This is a genomic window from Pseudomonas sp. Pseusp49 (assembly GCF_059491875.1).
The window spans coordinates 1,851,690-1,867,564 of the sequence record NZ_CP168514.1 but is presented as its reverse complement, the minus strand read 5'-3'; the positions used below and the strand labels follow the sequence as shown (position 1 = coordinate 1,867,564).

Sequence of the window (15,875 nt, the reverse complement as noted above, 5' to 3'; positions counted from 1 at the left end):
TTTAAGCGCTCGGCGCGGGCGAGCGCTTTTTTACGTTGATCTCAATGTCCGGGGTGTATTCCTCCAGCAGTGCGCCGGCCAGTTGCAGGGTAATCACCGGATTGGCCAGCAGCGGGCGCAGGCTGGCCAACTGTTCCTGCTTGACGGTTTGGGTCAGCAGATTGTTGGCGGGTGCCACCTTGTTGCTCGGCGTCAGGTGGTTGAAGTACTTGCTCACGTCCACCGGATCGAGGGCGAAGGTGAATTCGTTGTCGCCGACTTCCAGGGTGATTTCGCGTCGTTCGCTCATTGCTCAGTTCCGTTTATTTGAAGTGCTTAAAAGTGCGGTCAGACGCCGCTCCAGGTTCTCTTCCAGCTTGCTCAGCGCCTTGTCCAGGTGCTCGTTGCGCACGTATTCCTCGGCGATCTTGATGCGGAACTCCAGGTGCTCGCGGCGGGCGAAGCTGATTTGCCGGAACAGGTACACCTGGAAGCCCAGCACGCCGGTCACCAGCAAGTCAGTGAGCAGCAGCATCACGCTGACGCTGGCGGGTGAAAGGTCCATCAACGTCTCCAGTTATCAGGGCCGCACATGCGAGCGGCGCGCCGTCTTAGCCAAACGTGCAGCTGGTCAGGTCGTAATTGAGTGCCAGGTCCCAGGCGCCATTGGCGAGCCAGACCAGTAAAACCAAAAAGCTGAGTGACCAGCTGATACGAGCCAGCCACATGTCGAATTTGCTCATCCGAGTAGGCCTTCAATCTCGCTCGGATCGAGATACGGCACGCCGTTGATGCGGATAAAGTCGGGGGACGTGACGTCGAACGGCACCTTGTGCACGCTCTTTTCGCCACCCTTGGGATCGATGTCGAGCAGGTTGGATACCTTCAGCTTCAGGCCGAAGGCCTCCACCCGCAGCTCCTCGCTGGGGGTCTTGGCAAAGAACACGCTGTCGAAGGGTTCCAGGGCTCGGAAGCTGCCCGCCTGGCGGGCGGCGTCGATCAGCAAGGAGAAGTTGCCGCTGTCCAGCTCCATTTCGCCGCTGGCCGACACGTCGCCGTCCACATGGCCGTCCGGAACACCGCCGGTTTGGGCTACGGCGGTGTTGTCGGTGATGTCCAGGCTGATTTTTTCGACGTGAATTTGCAGATCGCCAATGTTCACATCGAAGTTTTTGCCGCCAATGCGCGCACCCATGGGTTACTCCTCTTCGCCGTTGGACAGGTCCAGGGCGATGTATGCCGTCAGGTCTTTCGGGCAGTTGTAAGGGGTCACCGTGAAGTAGATTTCCACGGCTGTTTTGCTCTTCCAGAAGATGGTCACGTCACCGTCTTTGGGCGATTCGATCTCGCCGGGCTGCACTTGGCCGTTCACCGTGACGGAGCGCGCCATGTCGCGCAGCGGGCGCATGAATGCAGACGTCGCGGTGGCCATGCTGTTGGGCGTGTTGTTCAACCGGCGATCCGCGACCCGCTGGATCAGCAGCACCTGGATACGACGTGCAGCCTTGTCCACGATGCGCAGGTACTCGATCACCTGAAAGTCGGAGCCTGGCGCGTCCAACGTATTGCCGTCCGCCCAGAACACACCGGGGTAATCCGGATAGGTTTGCGACACGGAAAAACGGGCTTTATCCAGCTCGGCGCGCACGCTGCCCGGCAGCGGTACGCCGCTTGCGTCGACGGGCACTGGCCCCAACCCCTGCAATGGGCCGGTGGCGACCCGCATCGGGCTGTCGGCAATGCTGACGGTGGCACCGGCCAGACGTCCGGCCAACACGCCCTGGTCATTGCCGTGCAGCTGTGGCACGACCATGACCCGTTGAGCGGCCACGCCGGCAGTGATAGCGCGCTGGGCCGTCAGATAGGTCGACCAGTCTTCGGGGATACGCGGGGCCGGTGTTTCCCCTTCGGTGGTTTGAACCGCCTTGGGCGTCGCACGTGGGCTTTTCGCGGCGGTGTCCGGATCCTTGGATGCAGCGGCAGTTTTCAACGGGGGCTCCGGCTCCGGAGTAATGTCGATGCCCCTGGTGGCGGCCATGAAGAACACGCGGCGCCCGTACACGTTGGTAATTTCCGTCGCTTTGTCTTGCATCGCCGTTAGCTCGGCACCGGTGGTCACCGGCGTGGTGATGATCACGCCTTCGACCGAAACACCGGCTTGCTGGGCTTTGTCCAGGGCTTCGGCCCAGTCACCGTCCGGGGCAATCGGGGCCGCCATACAGGCCCAGCGGTCACCGCCATTCAATTGCGCGGCGGCAATCTGGGTTTTCAGATCGGAGGCATCGACCCCCAGTTCGACATCGAGGTCGCTTTGGGTATTGAGCGCGACCAGCTCGCCGACGTTGGCGGACGCCGGACCGATGAACAGAAAGTAACGCTCGATCTCCGTCACCGGGCCTTGGCCGAGGTTCAGGTTGTTGACACTTACTTTGCCAAGAGCCATGGAAGGGGCCTCTATCGCGGTGAATTAAGGATTTGTGGAATGAGGTAGGTCACCAGCTCGTTGACCTCTTGCTGATTGGCTATGCCGAAGAATTCGCGGCCTGGGAGTTTGATGTCCCACTTCGCCGGGCCGGGGTCGTCGCCCTTGAGTAAACGGATCAACAGGCCGGCCTGGTCGTAACTCAGGTTCGCCTCGATCCACGCCACACCGGGTCGCATAAAGCGGGGTTTGCGGCGCTTTTTGTCCGGGTTCTGAACGGCACGTTTGTAGCCCAGCACCCGCAGGCGTTTGGCCTGAAAACGGGTGGCCATGAGGGTGTTTTTGCCCTTTTGCCGGCTCAGTTGGTCAGCACCGCCACGCAGGGTCATGCCGGCGTTATGAACGCTGGCGATCATGGCGGTTTTGGCGTTGCCCCAGCCCACTTCGGCGGCGTTGCCGACCAGGCGCTTGACGCCCATTCGTTTGGCCAGGCCGGTGAGCATGCGTTTCTTCTGCCCTTGCTTGCGAAACTTGCGGGGCTGGAAAGGACTGTCGTTCAGGTCGCTCTGTTTGCGCACACGTTGCCGCCATTGGCTGCGCAGACGCAGGCCAACGCGGTTCATCAAGCGCGCTTGTAATTTGGGCGGCAGGCTGAGCATGGCCAGCTGGGTTTGAACATCCAGCATGCCCTCGACGGTCAGGCTGATGGCTTGTTTACGCGCCATACAGCACCTCACCGCGCTCAGCAATCCAGAGGTCGAACGGTTCGAGGGCCCAGGTGGTCCCAAAGGCTTCGAACTCACCGTCCGGCGATTCGGTCAGGTGCAGCGGCTCGATAAATTCGACCGTGATTTCCACGTCCGACGCGTCCGGGTCCATCTGTTCAATATCGAAGGTCGGCGCCGGAAGTTCATCCAGGTGGCGGTCGGGATCGTTGTTCACCAACCAGGTGCCCAGCAAGGCCATCAGCCGTGCCGGTTGCTCAGTGAAACGCTCCAGGAAGATCACAGCGCGGTAACGCATGTCGCCCATGTGCAAGCCAAGTTCTTCAGGCTTCCAGACCAGCGTCAAATTGACCTGCTCCGCGCAACTTTCCAGCTGCTCGGCGACCACCACGCGATGTTCGATCAGGTACTTGGTCAGGGCACGGAGCTTTTCCATCAGAGCAGTTCCGCGGTGACACGCCCACGGCCTTGCAGAACACGCACGGACTGCTGGCTGTAGGACAGAAAAAGCTCGTGTCGTTCCGGGGCTTCTTTGCCCAGGTTCTCGGCGCTCTCGCGGCGGTTGACTGTGGCGAACTGCTGGAGCAAAAAGGACTTGGCGCGGCAGTACGCGGCACGCCGGTAGCTGGCCAGGTAGAAGCTTTCCAGCTCCATGCCGGAGCCTTCCAGGTACTTGTAGCCCATGTCCTGCCATTCGGCTTTTCGCTTGGCCAGGTCCAGGTTGACTTCACCCATGGCGAGCGTCAGCCCCTCGACCATCATCTCCGGTAGGTACTCCGCCGGCAGACGATAGGACGCCTGGAATTCGGCCAACTCAAGGTCCGGCCAGAAACCGTCGTTGGGTATCGTGCAATCCACCAGGGTGGTCGGCTTACCGCCAAAACTCATGTGCTGACCTCCTCGGTGGGTTGTTACGGAATAGATGCGGGGGTGACTGCGTTAGGCGGTTGGCACAGGGCCTTCACCTCGGCAGGCCCCCGCTGGGGGGGTTAGTCGTTTATTCGGTACCGGACTTTTCGTCGGCTTCCTGCTTGCGCAGGGCCTTGCTGGCCTCGTCCATCCGGGTCTTTACACCGATCTCGGGGTACAGCTCATTGGCCCGGTAAAAGTGCGCGCAGGCTTTGGCCCAGCGCTTGTCTTCCATGGCGAGGATGCCCAGCAGCTTGTGGTAGCGCGCCGGGATCTTCTCGAACAGCTCCCACGAAGCGGCCGGTGCCGTCAGTTCGCGTGGGTCGCCATCACAAGGATCGCGGTGACCGGGCCACTGACCGTCCACACGCAACAACAGCTGGGACAGGTACGGTTCCGGGTTGCGCTGGGCTTTGTGCTGCGCCTCGGCCCACTCGACCATCGTGTCACCCACGAAAGTGGGGATATCGCGACGGAAGCGCTCCGGCATGGCCTGGCCCTGCTCGATGGCAAAATCCGCCAGCTCCAGGGCCTGTTCAAACTGTTCGGTGTCGAACAGCCAGACCAGGACCTGCATCAGCACCAGGTTCGGGTGGTTCAGACCGGATTCGCGGTAGCGCTGCACGTACACCAGGTACTTGGGCAACAGCTCATCGCGCTTCAAGCGCTGGCGAGCCTCCAGCGAGTTCAGCTCCGACAGTCGACCGCAATCCTCGGCCAAGGCTGCGTTCATCAACGCCAGGTGTTTTTGCGCGTTGGCCGGTCCCGCCAAGGCCGTGGCCGAGGTGTAGGGTTTTGGGTCGGCTATCGGCCCCTGCTCAAGCAGGCGCTTTTTGTGATTGAGGGCGAGGCTCATGGCGCAGGTGCCTCCGGCACTGTGACGGTGACGAACTCAACGTTGGCCGCTTCGATGCCGGCGAACTTGCCCAGTTGCTCGACCACATAGCCCTCATTGCGCGCGTTGTAGTCTTCGACCTGCGAGCGTTTCGGGTTCTGGATGATCTGGCGGCGCCAGCTGCTGTCCTGGAAATAGATCGACAGGTTGTCCCAACTGGTGACCACCACGCCCTTGCTCGGGAAGTGCGGGCAGGTGAAGGACGGCAGACCGCCATAGGTGGCGATCACCTGGGCCATCTCGATGCGTTCTTTTTCGGTCGGCTTGTCGCCTTGGGCGGCATACAGCTTGCCCTTGTCGTAGGCCAGCAGGTCGCGCCCGATAATGGCAACCAGGTCGCCACCATCGCGGAATTCTTCGTCGATCATCAGCGAGACGTCGAAGACCAGAGCATCCAGATTGGCGTAGTCGCCGCCGACACCGACCTGGATTTTTCCGGGGGTCGCACCTTCGACCAGGATCTGTTGAGGAGCTTGCTCGCGAACGATCTGCATCCAGCCTTTGTTGACGTCCTGCAACAACGGATTGGCTGTGCGGTCGGTATTCGGAGCAACGCTGGTGCCGTTCCAGCCGATCATGATGCGGTCGAGGCCGATCTGCTTCTGCACGGCAGCGGCGTACTTCTGCGCAAAATCGGGGAACTTGGACCAGGCGTCGATGGTGGCGTATTTGAGCGCCACGTCGCTTTGGGTATCGAACAGCTCGTAACCAATGCCATCGAGTCCCAGCACGTCACGGGCGACCCGGTCATTGGTGGCCGTATTGATACGGCCCGTGACGGTGCCGTTGACGCCGATCATGACCTTCTCGCCCTTGATCTCGGTCACTGCCAGCACGTTGATGCGTTGCAGGAAAGCCGAACTCAGGGTGATTTTTTCATTCAAGGTCTGCGCATGGGTCGGCTCGACGTTGAATTCTTCATGGACCGAAGCCACGGCATAGGTCGATGCAATCGCCAGGGCCAGGGTGCTGAATTTCAAGCGGGCAGCATTACTCAGATTCATCAGTAAACGGCCTCTGGCTGGTCACTCACGGCGCCGGTGGTGTGGGGCAGTTCCTGCCCCTTGCCGTGATTCAACGCGGTGTTGAATTTTTCGGCGAGCGAGTCCAGCGAGCCCTTCAGGCTGTTGAACTGTTCGACGGTGATGCCGGAGGGCTGATCGCCCGTCTTGTCGGTGGTGAGCGCGGTGTCTGGCTCGTTCGGCTTCTGCGTGGCAAAGGTGGCGGCGCTCGTTTCCAGGCTGGTGGCCACGGTGCCGAGTTTGTCCACCGCAGCGGCAAAGGCCTGCACGGTTGTTTGATCCATGGGGGTGTTCTCTTCTGTGGGGTGTGCGGGGGCTTCGAAACCGCCTTTGCCCAGGATGGCGGCGAACGCACGGGCGAAGAACGACAGGGCCACAGCCTCGTCGCTGTTGCCCGTGGTCAGGTCGTCCAGGGGTTCCAGGTTGGCAAAGTGGTTGCCGGCCTCGGCTCGACGACAAAAGTGCAATGCCTCGGTACCGAGGCTGGCCGGGTCATCGGTCACCGCCATGCCGCGCAGATAGGGTTTGCCGGTGTCGGCGAAGTTCGGCTGAATTTCCACGCTGGTGAACAGCTTCTGGCCGTCTTTGTTCAGGCTCAACAGGCGGTCGTTGGGCTGGAGCCTGGCGAACAGAGCCACTTTGCCGCCGCTGATATCTTCGGCTTTCACCTCGGCGACAGTGCCCAGGCTGCCAAAGTAGCGAATGTGTTCGTACCAGATGGTCGCGGTGTAGGTGGCCGGATCGTAAGCGCTGGCCATGTCGCGCAAGTCCTGGGCTTCGATGGTTCGGCCATCAACGGTTTTGCCGCTGGTGGCGACACGTTTCCAGTCAGAAACAAGGGTGCGGGGCATGGGGCAAAGTCGCTCGATTCGGTGCAGTGGCCGCCACGATAGGCAGCTGCGCCAGCCCGAACAAACGGTTCCATTGCGCGAAAATCCTATATTCCGGAAATAGGATTGAGCAGGAATTTAAGGGCGGGTTTGTAGGGTGGGAGCTGCATAAACTGCGGCTCATGCCCTACTTACCTGAAGTCAAAGACGCGGCCAGAAAGCTCTATTTGCGCCGCTACAAACCCCGCGAGATACAGGCGCAACTCAAGCTGCCTAACATCCGGATTGTGTACTACTGGATTGCCAAGGGCAGTTGGGATGAACTGCTGACGGACGAGGAACCACTCACGGCGGTCAGTCGGCGCATCACCTTGATTCTGGAGAAGGTCGAGACGCTGGAAAAAAAGGAACTGGACGAGCTCGACCGGCTGCTCAGCGTGCGCGAGCGCTTGCAAAAGCAGGCGGTCAAACCAGCCCCCAGCACTGCTGCGGATCTGCCCGCCGGTGCCGATGGTGAGCGGCGAGCGCCTGGGGATAAGTCCAGCCGTCGCGACGCTGACGCCCCTGGGAAGAAGAAACCCAAAGCGCCAAAGAACGACATCAGCCACCTGACCGAGGTGGACTTTCTCGACAAGTTCACCAGCAAGCTGTTCGGCTATCAAAAAGAGTTGTTCGAGGCCAAGCAAAACCCGCTGACGCGGCGCATCCGCAACGTGCTGAAGGCTCGCCAAACTGGGCTGACCTACTACTTCGCCGGCGAAGCGTTCATGGATGCGGTGCTGACCGGTGACAACCAGATGTTCCTATCTGCCAGCCGCGCCCAGTCCGAGATTTTCCGCAACTACATCATCAAGTTTGCCCGCGAGTGGTTTGGCCTGGAGCTGACCGGTAACCCGATCATCCTCAGCAACGGCGCCGAGCTGCGTTTTCTCAGCACCAATAGCAGCACCGCCCAGGGTCACCATGGCCACGTCTACGTCGACGAATACTTCTGGATTCGTGACTTCGACAAGCTCAACACCCTGTCGGGGGCCATGGCCACCCACAAAAAATGGCGCAAAACCTATTTTTCCACGCCCAGCGCGGTCAGCCATCAGGCGTATCCGTTCTGGACCGGCGACGCCTTCAAGCGTGGCAAACACAAGAAAGCCAACCTGCCATTCCCCAGCGAAGCCGAGTTACGTCAGGGCGCACTGTGTCCGGATGGGCAGTGGCGCAAGATCATCACCATTCACGACGCCATTGCCGGCGGCTGCGATCTGTTCGACCTGGAACAGCTGCAACTGGAAAACTCCGACGACCAGTTCGACCAGCTCTACCTGTGCAAATTCATCGATAGCACACAGAGCGCCTTTGCCTTGGCGGATCTGGAGCGCTGTTATTCGGATCGCCTGTTGTGGACCGATTACGACGCAGATCCGAAGGCGCTGCGGCCATTCGGCAACAGTCCGGTGTGGGTGGGCTACGACCCCAGCCGTACCCGCGACGATGCCACTTGCGTGGTGGTCGCTCCGCCCTTGGAGCAAGGCGGAAAGTTCCGGATTCTGGAGAAGTACTCCTGGCGCGGGCACTCGTTCACCTACCAGGCGGCGCAGGTCAAAAAGATCACCGAGCGTTTCAACGTCCAACACATTGGCATCGACATCACTGGTGTGGGCTATGGCGTGTTTGACCTGGTGCGCGATTTCTTCCCACGCGTGACGCCGATCCATTACAGCCTGGAAACCAAAAACACCCTGGTACTCAAAGCCCAGGACACCATTCAAGGACGGCGGATCGAATGGGACGCCGACTGGAACGACATCGCCTCGGCCTTCCTGACGATCAAGCGCGGCGCGACCAACAGCGGCCAGATCACCTACAGCGCCTCGCGCACCGACGCCACCGGTCATGCCGACATCGCCTGGGCGGTGATGCACGCACTGGCCAACGAACCTCTCAACATCAATAAAAAGCGGCGCAGCCGCTGGTCAACCCTAGAAGGCAGCCATGAACGAACTCGAACAGCCCAATCCCCAGCCTCACAAAGTGCAGGCGTTCAGCTTCGGCGCGCCAGAGTCGGTACTGACCAACAACGTCGGCGAATACCTGGGCGTGTTCTCGACCAGCGACGGGCGGGTGTACGTGCCGCCGGTGTCGCGCACCGGGTTGGCCAAGCTGCTACGGGCCAATGCCCACCACGGCACCATTCCGCGCTTCAAACGCAACATGCTGCTGCGTGACTTCATCCCCTCGGCTGGGTGCAGCCGGCAGACCATGGGGCGCGCAGGGTTGGATTTCATGGTGTTTGGCGATGCGTTTTTCCTGCGTATCCGCAACGTCATCGGCCAGGTGATTGAGTTGCAGCACTTACCGGCGATCAACATGCGGCGCAAAGTCGGGGGCGGTTTCATGATGCTGTTGCCCAATGCCAAGGAATTGCACTTTGAAGAGGAGGAAGTGGAGCACGTCATGGACTACGACGTGGAGCAGAATATCTATGGGGTGCCCGACTACCTGGGCGGCATGCATGCCTTGCTCTTGAACGAGTCGGCCACTTTGTTTCGTCGCCGCTACTACAATAACGGCGCCCATGCAGGGTTCATCTTTTATACCAACGATCCTGACTTGTCCGAAGAGGATGAAGCGAACTTAAAAACCCAAATTCAAAGCGCCAAGGGTGTGGGTAACTTTCGTTCGATGTTTGTGAACATCCCAGGGGGCGCGGAAAAAGCCATTCAGATTATTCCGATTGGAGATGTGGCCACCAAAGACGAATTCGAACGGATCAAGAACATCACACGTAATGACGTGATTGCCGCCTGGCGAATGCACCCGGCCTTGGCTGGGGTGATACCGGAGAACGCGGGAGGGTTTGGGGATATCGAAAAGATCGACAAGATCTATACCAACAACGAAATTCGGCCGATTTGCCAGCTGTTCCTCCAGGTCAATGACTGTTTGCGGGCTGATCGTCATATTGCCTGGGCTGAACCCGAGTCCGTTAGCTGATTCACCACAGCTAGTATTTGAAGAGCCACACAACTACCAGATGTTGTGTGGCAAAATAGCCCTCTGTGAATACGGTGGGTGGGGCTATGCGAATTTACTGTAAGGAATGTAGCGGGAAAGGTCGGATCGCTTCGCGTGAAGAGTTGTCGTTGGAATTTGCAAGGCTGTACTGTCAATGCTTATCCGTTAGCTGTGGTCACACCTGGGTGACCACCCTAACCTTCTCTCACACCTTGAGACCATCTGCGGAAGTAGTCGACCGTCTCTTATTTGATCGCCTTCGTGATATGCCGAGGGCTAAACAGCGAGAATTGTTTGAGCAACTCGCGTCACCTGCCGTTGCGTAAGATACAAGCCCCCTGCCCCTATAGAGTCGGCGACTTGTCATAGCCGACGAGGTCTGACCAGATTATGTAGGTTCTCTGGTCTGAAACAAAAGCTCGGCCAATCGATATAGTTGACGCTGTTCCTCATCGGTCAACTGTCGATGGAAACAAATCAGACGACGCTCAACTTTCGTCAATGGATGCCATTCAATATCTGATACTTCAACCGCCCCAACGTCGCCTACTGTGCGATCCAACATGCTAACTACTCCGTAAAGTGCATTGCTGAATCGACGATATCGGGGCGGTAATCAGCGGTAAAACGTTAAAGACTGCTAATGCCATGTGGGTTTTGTAACAAGTTAATTCGATTTCCTCGCAGCATCGGCGGCCATGGCTTCAAGAAAACGGCGGATCGCCTTTCGGTCCTCTTCCGCAATGCTCCTGAACTGATTTATCAGTTCCTCCTCAGCCGCTGTGAACTGTTGGCCAAGCGGCGTCGAACGACGCCCAGTCAGTACAAACGCTGCATCGACGCCGTGTTCCTCAAGCGCTGCAACATAGCGAAGGTCGAGCGAACTCGCTCCCAGTTCATAGTTTTTTTGTGATCCCCGGCTTACCCCCAGAAGCACTCCAAACTCTGTTTGATTCAGACCCAAGCGCTCGCGCTCTTCCTTTAGACGTTCACCCACTCGATCCGCTATGAGCATTTTTTTAGTCACCACCATTGACTTGATCATTTTTTTGACCAAGAATCACCACAGAGAAACACAAGTAAACACAACCGAACAGAGTACGCACTATGCCCGCCACCGTTACACCCGAGCAAGCCCGAGAGGCCTTGGATCGCAAAGGAATGAGTATTGCGGCGTTCAGCCGGAAAAACGGATTGAACAAAAATTTAGTCAGCGACCTATTGAACGGTCGGATCAAAGGTCGCCGTGGGGAGGCACATCGCGCCGCCGTACTGCTCAACATCAAAGACGGCGTTATCGAAGGGTAACGGCGCTGACAAACAGGGAAAAGTAGAAGATGAAAAGCCTAGTTCTAGAGACTCGCAAGGACGTTATACGCAAGATCATTCGTAGCTTCCCAGATGGACGCGAAGGCGCTGCAGCTCGTTTGGGAATGAACGTCAAAAAGTTCGATAACCATGCTTATGAAAACGCGAGCTGCAGTCCGCTCAGCGATGTTCAGGTTCACATACTGGAAAAAGAGTGCGGCACCTATCATCTGCCGAATTTTGTTGCGCTCATGTACGGCGGGTTGTTTGTACCGATCGCCGACCCGGAAACGCTGGATAACGTCGAGCTGTATGCGCGATCAGTTCAGGTTTCAGCCAAACGCGGCTGTGTTGACCAGGCAATTGCCCAAGCGCTGGAGGATGGTTTGATCAACGAGGGAGAGGCCAAAATCATCCTCCACGCTCACAATCTACACATGGCCGCACGACACGCCGAAGTACTGGCAGCCATCGACTTATACCGCGTAAAACCGGGGAAAGCCCAGTGAATAACCTGCCCGCAGTACAGGAGTATCAGGACACGCTTCAAGCCGCAGCTCTCGTATTCCTTGAGCGGCACCGGTGCGAACACCTCGGCGACGATCAGCAACTGTTTGACCGTGCCGTGCAACACCTGATTGCGGATTACGATGTCCTGACTCGGACAGCCGAAAAGCTGGTGCACCTGGCCAGCAGCGAAATGGTGGCAGCCAGCAATCGGCAACGAATTGACATTGCCAGCAGCACGTCCACGCACACCGTCATCTTCGACACTGCCACCGGAAAAGCCTGGGCAATCCCAGTCAGCCTGATCTACGAACGCATTCTTATCGCCCCTGATAACGGCCGCTTCCGCGTCACCGCTTCGTAATCCCCCCCAACAAATCGCCTGTCCCACCGCCGTGGGTTTGGGTGAGCTGCGCCCAAAATTGAGGTTTGACGATGGAAAACGCCATGAACATCAACGCGAAACTGACACCCGTCGAGGCTGAAGCACTGCTGGTAGCCCTGCGTGAGCAATATCGCTTGAGCCTCAATGAACACTGGTATGCCGATCAATTCCGCTTCGTTGCGGACGGTCTGCGCCACGGCGCAATTCTCGCACACGTCCCGGCAATGGCTGCGCAAAAAAGCCTTATGGCAGCCCTAACCCACAGCCTGAAAGCAGTGAAGTAACCCCCATGAAAGAAGATCTTCGCCACGACGTGCTGCAACGCCTCCAATCCGACTTCGGTCTGAAACATCGCACAGGCACCGATTACATGCGCGGCGGCACTTGCCCCAAGTGCAAAAAGAAAGAGCTGTACTCCAGGTTCGATACCCCATGGATGGTGATCTGTGGCCGACCTGAAAAGTGTGGCCACACCCTGCATGTTAAAGAACTGTACGACGATCTGTTCGAAGACTGGAGCAAGCGTGCGCCGGCTACAGACCAGCACCCGAACGCCACTGCGCGTGCGTACCTGGAGTTCGCCCGTGGCTTTCGGTTTGAGCTGATCCAGGGTTGGTTCACTCAGGAAAGTTTCTACTCCCCTGAACACAACGCTGGCAGCGCCACTGTGCGCTTCGCCCTGGAAAAAGGCGGCTGGTGGGAACGCCTGATCGATCAGCCGCACCGCTTCGGCAAGATGAAGGCCCGCTTCAAATCCAAGGACAGCTATCGCGGCGTCTGGTGGTGCCCTCCCTGCGTCGACCTTCTTGAAGCCAAGGAAATCTGGATCGTCGAAGGGATCTTCGACGCCATCGCTTTGGTACACAACGACATCGCGGCCGTATCGGCCATGTCCTCGACAGCGTTCCCTGGAGACTCGCTCAAGGCGTTGGCTAAGACCCGCGAGGGAGGGAAGCTGCCTAAGTTGGTGTGGGCCCTTGATAACGAGCCCAGCGCTAACGCATACACCCGGCGTTGGGTGCGCGAAGCCCGGGCCCTTGGCTTCGTCTGCGAGTCAGCACAGATCCCGCAACGCGACGGCCGTAAGTCTGATTGGAACGACCTCCATCAGCGCTGGAGCTTCATCCAAGACGACACTAAACGTGCCGAACAGATCGCCACCGACCTCAAGCAGGCCCGCCACCAAGGAGCATTGCTGCTGGCAGAGAGCGCAGCGGAAAAGGCATTGCTCATGTACGACTGGAACAAGCGCGGGGAATTTCACCTGGGCTTTGGGAGCCGCCTGTATTGGTTCAAGTTGGACATGGAGAAATTCAACCGGGCTATGTCCGACATCGAGGACAGCGAGAACCACGACGATCAGTTGCTGAACCAGTCGCAACAGCGCGAGAAGGCGCTGCAGCAGTCCGGCAGCGTCGTAGAGATTGCCAACTGCTACCCGCAAGCCTTGTATTTCCAGCGCAACGAGGTAACGGACGAGTCCTGGTACTACCTGCGCGTGGACTTCCCGCACGACTCTGAAAGTGTGAAAAACACCTTCACCAGCGGCCAGCTGTCGGCCGCAAGCGAATTCAAAAAGCGGCTGCTCGGCATGGCGGCAGGTGCAATGTTTACTGGCAGTGGCCAGCAGCTCGACAAGCTCATGAAGGACCAACTGTTTGGCATCAAAACCGTTTCGACGATTGACTACGTGGGCTACAGCAAGGAGTACACCTGCTATGTCTACGGCGATATCGCGATCAAGGACGGCACCACCTACAAGGTCAACAGTGAAGACTATTTCGAGTTCGGCAAGCTACGCCTGAAAACCCTGCAGAAGGGCGTCCCCATCAAGCTGCAGCGCGAAGCAAAGGGCTTTGACGAGAAGTGGGTGCAACTGCTGTGGACCTGCTTCGGCGCCCAGGGCTTCGTCGCCTTGGTGTTCTTCTTCGGCTCGCTGTTCTGCGAACAGATCCGCGCCCGCTACCAATCATTCCCGTTTTTGGAAGCCACCGGTGAAGCCGGCGCCGGCAAAACCACTCTGCTGAACCTGCTCTGGAAACTACTCGGACGCGAAGGCTATGAAGGATTCGACCCTATGAAATCCACGAAGGCCGGGCGCTCTCGCCTAATGGGCCAGGTTTCCGGCATGCCGGTAGTGTTCCTGGAAGCCGACCGCCATAGCGAAGATCGGGCACACGCAAAAACATTTGAGTGGGACGAACTGAAAGACTTTTACGGCGGCGGTACGTTAGCCACGAAAGGCGTCAAGACGGCCGGCAACGAGACGTACGAGCCCCCATTTAGGGGAACGATCGCTATCAGTCAAAACGCGGCCGTGGTCGCCCACGAAGCGATCATGACGCGCATCGTAAAACTGCACTTTGTGCGCCCGACCGTCACACCGGAAAGCCGTGCTGCAGCTGATCAGCTCAACGCACTGGATGGCGGTACCCTCAGTCACTTCCTGTTGCGAGCCGTGGGCAAAGAGTCCGCGGTGCTTGAGCTGTTCGCCCAACGTATGTCCGAACACGAAGCGAAACTGCGCCGGTTGCATACCCACTGTTTCGCCTGCAGCACGGCCTATACCAGCGACCAGGGCAACTGCAGTAGTTGCGGCTATGACTTGCGCGGGTACATCCGTGTCGAGCGGATCAGCAAGAACCACGCGCAACTGCTCTCGCTGCTGGACGGCCTTCGCCTGGTTCTCAAGCTGAGTGATCCTCAGGTCGCTGCTACCCAGCGCCAGATCGTACGGATGGCCATCGAGCGCCAGGCGTCGATCAGCTCCGACCATGCGGCCGTGGCCGAGTTTTGGGAGGTCTACGACTACCTCGAATCCTTGAGCGAGGATCCGGTGGTGGACCACAGCAGCGACCCCACCGTGATTGCCATCAACCTCAACGAATTCTGTGAACGTGCCGCCGAACACAAACAGAAGCTGGCCGATGTGGCCACGTTGCGCGATCTGCTCAAAGAATCCCGTTCCCGCAAGTTCCTGGATAGCAACAAGGCAGTACACAGCGCCGTACGCGCTGCTTTCAACAATCGCAATCCATGCTCACAACCCCGGCCGACCACAGTGAAGTGCTGGACTTTCAAGGCGTAAAGGAGAGTAAGACCGATGCAAATCCAAGTGTTTATTGGCAATGCCGGCGACGGCAAGACAAGCAAGCTACAGGCAGTTCAGGACCGTCTGGACTTCACGGGAGAAAGCGCGCCGATTATCCAGGCGGGTGCTTATGGGGAGGATGGCTTGCTGAAGATCCTGGAAGTCCGGGCAGCAGGTGGCCAGCGCGAGATCCTGGTGGACGACTGCAGCAGACAGCAAATCTTGAGGGTTTTGGAGTGGCAATCGCGTGTCGAGGACGAGCCACATTTTGACGGCCTGGTGATCCACCTGGCCCGCAAGGACTGACCTGAAATGAATGCGGTGTCGAGGAGTTGCACCTCCCCGACACCAACCACCACAGAGGGCAACACCATGCAAGCACAGCACCAAAGTAGCAGCGGCACGAAGGCTAACACACCGGCGCGGCACCTAGTGGCCACCGCGATCATCGGCTCTGCAGTGATCGGGTACCTGGTACACAAAACGCCCGAATCACGGACGCGCCTCGAAAGCCTAAGTCAGATGGCCAACACCCTGGGCGAACTGAGTGAAAGTGATGCGGCGTTAATAGCCCAACTGCTCGCCATACCATCCCGGTGGCCCAGTACCACTGACATGGGGACTGAACACAATGTCTAGTAGCTCCGCCGAGATCAGTGGAAAGCGTTTCCCCTGGAACATCGACTACACCAGTCTTTGCGACCAGTGCGGCAGGTGGCGCGCCCAAGGCAGACATATGAAATGCAGCCGGCAACGCCAATTGATGAATGCCCATCTTCGCAAGCAACGG

At 58.5% G+C, this 15,875-nt stretch carries 21 protein-coding genes; 9 read left to right on the top strand and 12 right to left on the bottom strand.

The features are described from left to right. Position 1 precedes the first annotated feature (1 nt). The 11 genes from ACEN83_RS08395 to ACEN83_RS08345 form a co-directional block, all read right to left on the bottom strand. On the bottom strand, positions 2-289 hold the full coding sequence (locus tag ACEN83_RS08395) for a putative phage tail assembly chaperone (RefSeq protein WP_008048498.1): 288 nt from the start codon (positions 287-289) through the stop codon (positions 2-4). A gap of 3 nt (positions 290-292) precedes the next feature. Continuing rightward, positions 293-544: a hypothetical protein gene (locus tag ACEN83_RS08390; protein WP_008048496.1), complete on the bottom strand. Its 252-nt coding sequence runs from the start codon at positions 542-544 to the stop codon at positions 293-295. A 46-nt stretch (positions 545-590) separates the two neighbouring features. Further along, positions 591-722 (bottom strand): hypothetical protein, encoded by a 132-nt coding sequence (locus ACEN83_RS08385; protein WP_495579972.1) that lies wholly within the window; start codon positions 720-722, stop codon positions 591-593. Next, complete coding sequence (locus ACEN83_RS08380) at positions 719-1,174, bottom strand: phage protein (RefSeq protein WP_008048493.1); 456 nt, start codon at positions 1,172-1,174, stop codon at positions 719-721. The genes ACEN83_RS08385 and ACEN83_RS08380 overlap by 4 nt, the downstream gene beginning before the upstream one ends. 3 nt (positions 1,175-1,177) lie before the next feature. Continuing rightward, the gene (locus ACEN83_RS08375) at positions 1,178-2,422 is read right to left on the bottom strand and encodes a DUF2586 domain-containing protein (RefSeq protein ID WP_495579971.1); all 1,245 of its coding nucleotides are present in this window, start codon (positions 2,420-2,422) and stop codon (positions 1,178-1,180) included. Between the two features lie 11 nt (positions 2,423-2,433). Next, entirely contained in the window at positions 2,434-3,126 is a 693-nt protein-coding gene (locus ACEN83_RS08370) for a phage virion morphogenesis family protein (protein WP_008048491.1), read from the bottom strand. After that, positions 3,116-3,562 (bottom strand): phage tail protein, encoded by a 447-nt coding sequence (locus ACEN83_RS08365; RefSeq protein WP_008048490.1) that lies wholly within the window; start codon positions 3,560-3,562, stop codon positions 3,116-3,118. The genes ACEN83_RS08370 and ACEN83_RS08365 overlap by 11 nt, the downstream gene beginning before the upstream one ends. After that, on the bottom strand, positions 3,562-4,014 hold the full coding sequence (locus ACEN83_RS08360) for a head completion/stabilization protein (RefSeq protein ID WP_008048489.1): 453 nt from the start codon (positions 4,012-4,014) through the stop codon (positions 3,562-3,564). Before ACEN83_RS08360 ends, ACEN83_RS08365 begins: the two co-directional genes overlap by 1 nt. A gap of 109 nt (positions 4,015-4,123) precedes the next feature. Next, positions 4,124-4,891, bottom strand: coding sequence for a phage terminase small subunit (gpM, locus tag ACEN83_RS08355; protein WP_495579970.1), 768 nt, complete (start codon positions 4,889-4,891; stop codon positions 4,124-4,126). Beyond that, complete coding sequence (locus ACEN83_RS08350; RefSeq protein WP_495579969.1) at positions 4,888-5,934, bottom strand: phage major capsid protein, P2 family; 1,047 nt, start codon at positions 5,932-5,934, stop codon at positions 4,888-4,890. Before ACEN83_RS08350 ends, gpM begins: the two co-directional genes overlap by 4 nt. Then, positions 5,934-6,803: a GPO family capsid scaffolding protein gene (locus ACEN83_RS08345; RefSeq protein ID WP_495579968.1), complete on the bottom strand. Its 870-nt coding sequence runs from the start codon at positions 6,801-6,803 to the stop codon at positions 5,934-5,936. The genes ACEN83_RS08350 and ACEN83_RS08345 overlap by 1 nt, the downstream gene beginning before the upstream one ends. 161 nt (positions 6,804-6,964) lie before the next feature. Here ACEN83_RS08345 and ACEN83_RS08340 point away from each other — a divergent pair, with 161 nt between their 5' ends. The 3 genes from ACEN83_RS08340 (at position 6,965) to ACEN83_RS08330 (ending at position 10,120) form a co-directional block, all read left to right on the top strand. Next, positions 6,965-9,004: a terminase large subunit domain-containing protein gene (locus ACEN83_RS08340; RefSeq protein ID WP_495579967.1), complete on the top strand. Its 2,040-nt coding sequence runs from the start codon at positions 6,965-6,967 to the stop codon at positions 9,002-9,004. Continuing rightward, positions 8,931-9,773 (top strand): phage portal protein, encoded by an 843-nt coding sequence (locus ACEN83_RS08335; protein ID WP_495579966.1) that lies wholly within the window; start codon positions 8,931-8,933, stop codon positions 9,771-9,773. The genes ACEN83_RS08340 and ACEN83_RS08335 overlap by 74 nt, the downstream gene beginning before the upstream one ends. An 86-nt stretch (positions 9,774-9,859) precedes the next feature. Beyond that, positions 9,860-10,120, top strand: coding sequence for an ogr/Delta-like zinc finger family protein (locus ACEN83_RS08330; RefSeq protein WP_495579965.1), 261 nt, complete (start codon positions 9,860-9,862; stop codon positions 10,118-10,120). Between the two features lie 341 nt (positions 10,121-10,461). On the opposite strand, the gene ACEN83_RS08325 is transcribed toward ACEN83_RS08330, so the two are convergent. Further along, positions 10,462-10,809 carry a helix-turn-helix domain-containing protein gene (locus ACEN83_RS08325; protein ID WP_495580854.1) on the bottom strand — a complete coding sequence of 116 codons (348 nt, stop codon included), beginning with the start codon at positions 10,807-10,809 and terminating at the stop codon, positions 10,462-10,464. Between the two features lie 92 nt (positions 10,810-10,901). On the opposite strand from ACEN83_RS08325, the gene ACEN83_RS08320 reads away from it, so the two are divergent. The 6 genes from ACEN83_RS08320 to ACEN83_RS08295 all read left to right on the top strand — a co-directional run bounded on the left by ACEN83_RS08320 (position 10,902) and on the right by ACEN83_RS08295 (position 15,391). Next, positions 10,902-11,102, top strand: a complete 201-nt coding sequence (locus ACEN83_RS08320; protein WP_204931786.1) for a DNA-binding protein — start codon at positions 10,902-10,904, stop codon at positions 11,100-11,102. A 29-nt stretch (positions 11,103-11,131) separates the two neighbouring features. Next, positions 11,132-11,611 carry a YmfL family putative regulatory protein gene (locus ACEN83_RS08315; protein ID WP_495579964.1) on the top strand — a complete coding sequence of 160 codons (480 nt, stop codon included), beginning with the start codon at positions 11,132-11,134 and terminating at the stop codon, positions 11,609-11,611. Continuing rightward, complete coding sequence (locus ACEN83_RS08310; RefSeq protein ID WP_008048481.1) at positions 11,608-11,973, top strand: hypothetical protein; 366 nt, start codon at positions 11,608-11,610, stop codon at positions 11,971-11,973. Before ACEN83_RS08315 ends, ACEN83_RS08310 begins: the two co-directional genes overlap by 4 nt. Before the next feature lie 71 nt (positions 11,974-12,044). Further along, on the top strand, positions 12,045-12,278 hold the full coding sequence (locus ACEN83_RS08305; RefSeq protein ID WP_008048480.1) for a hypothetical protein: 234 nt from the start codon (positions 12,045-12,047) through the stop codon (positions 12,276-12,278). A 5-nt stretch (positions 12,279-12,283) separates the two neighbouring features. After that, entirely contained in the window at positions 12,284-15,082 is a 2,799-nt protein-coding gene (locus tag ACEN83_RS08300; RefSeq protein ID WP_495579963.1) for a toprim domain-containing protein, read from the top strand. A gap of 15 nt (positions 15,083-15,097) precedes the next feature. Continuing rightward, positions 15,098-15,391, top strand: a complete 294-nt coding sequence (locus ACEN83_RS08295; RefSeq protein ID WP_008048478.1) for a hypothetical protein — start codon at positions 15,098-15,100, stop codon at positions 15,389-15,391. Positions 15,392-15,875: the final 484 nt, after the last annotated feature.